At 39.8% G+C, this 1,268-nt stretch carries 1 protein-coding gene; it reads right to left on the bottom strand.

What is annotated here, in order from left to right; all coding sequences use genetic code 11:
- Positions 1 to 1,127, bottom strand: a 1,127-nt coding sequence (locus A7D23_RS03270) for a transposase (RefSeq protein WP_068883189.1), incomplete at its 3' end; no start/stop codon positions are given.
- Positions 1,128 to 1,268 lie beyond the last annotated feature (141 nt).

Raw genomic sequence — 1,268 nt, 5'->3', positions numbered from 1 at the left:
CTTAGAAATACGATGGATGTTGCGGCTACCTGAGCATCATAGTTTCGTCCTTGGTATTCTTTAGCCAGAGCCAAATACGACTTGCATACTTTGAAGAAAACTTCTATGTCCCAGCGTTTGCCGTAAATACGGACAATTTCTTCTTCAGATAGCTCCAAGTCCGTACTCAGGAGGGCCAGCCAGTTTTTCGATCGTCTGTCCTGAACAAAAACAATTTTCACATCGGTTAAGTCTTGAATATTTTTGGTCTCACGTATTTGAACTGTTATTGAACCGATGATCCCTGTTTTAGCATCAGCAATATCACCTGCCAATTTACGAAGTTCCTGAAGGGGCTGCCATTTTCCGTTATAGTGGTAATGAATTTTCTCTGTAATCTTCAACATGCAAATAACATCGCGCTTTTCTTGTTTGACCCTTAAGATCGTCTTAGGATGGGCAAACCAGCTGTCAAAAAGAACGTACTTAGCTGGAATATGAGCAGCACAGTGGAGAAGATTAATCAAAGCATCGGTTGTACTCCCCATCGCCTCGGTTCTTCTTTTGTAAGCAATCGTTCGCTTATCCAAAGGCTTGGCCGGATTCAAGATCTTCTCCGGTTTCTGGGAACTTAAGAGTGAAAAACCAATAGGCAGAAATGTGTTTCCATCGGACCAGCCCAAAGTCAGCATTCGAAAGCCTTTCACAAATTTATGGGTTGTGTGGTCAAAGACCCGAGTCATCAGTTCAACTTTCTTACTTCGACTTCTGCTGTAAAGAGAATCATCAACAATGAGTACCGATTTCCGATCATCACTGGTCAAACCATTAACAAAATCAATGACCTTAGATGCTAGTAACAACAGGAGTTTTGACCAATTATAATGACCGGAGTTTAAGAAGCGATAGGCTGTATTTTTACGGAAAGATAATTCTTCGGGTTTCATTTCAAGTGTTCTAAAGAGATTCTTTCCGGTAAAAACAAGGGTGAAAAGTTCTTTTAAAATAGTCACACACGGAATTCCTGATTCTTTATAAAAATTGCAACGTTTAAGGAGCTTGGAAAATGAATTCTGGATAAAATATTGATCGATTCGTGAGGAAACAGCATTTTCGTTACTCGTCAAATCTGGTATAATACTGGTCATAGGAAACCTCCAAAGTACTGGTATTATTGGGTTTGTGGTTATTCTCATTATACCAGATTTGGTGGTTTCCTTGTTGTATTTAACCATACTTTCAAAGACTTTCAAGGTTTCAACCTACCCGACAGGGTGGGAAAGTTGAGT

It is taken from the genome of Dehalobacter sp. TeCB1 (genome assembly GCF_001707455.1).
In the GTDB taxonomy this organism is placed as follows: domain Bacteria; phylum Bacillota; class Desulfitobacteriia; order Desulfitobacteriales; family Syntrophobotulaceae; genus Dehalobacter; species Dehalobacter restrictus.
This window is presented reverse-complemented; position numbering and strand designations above follow the sequence as displayed.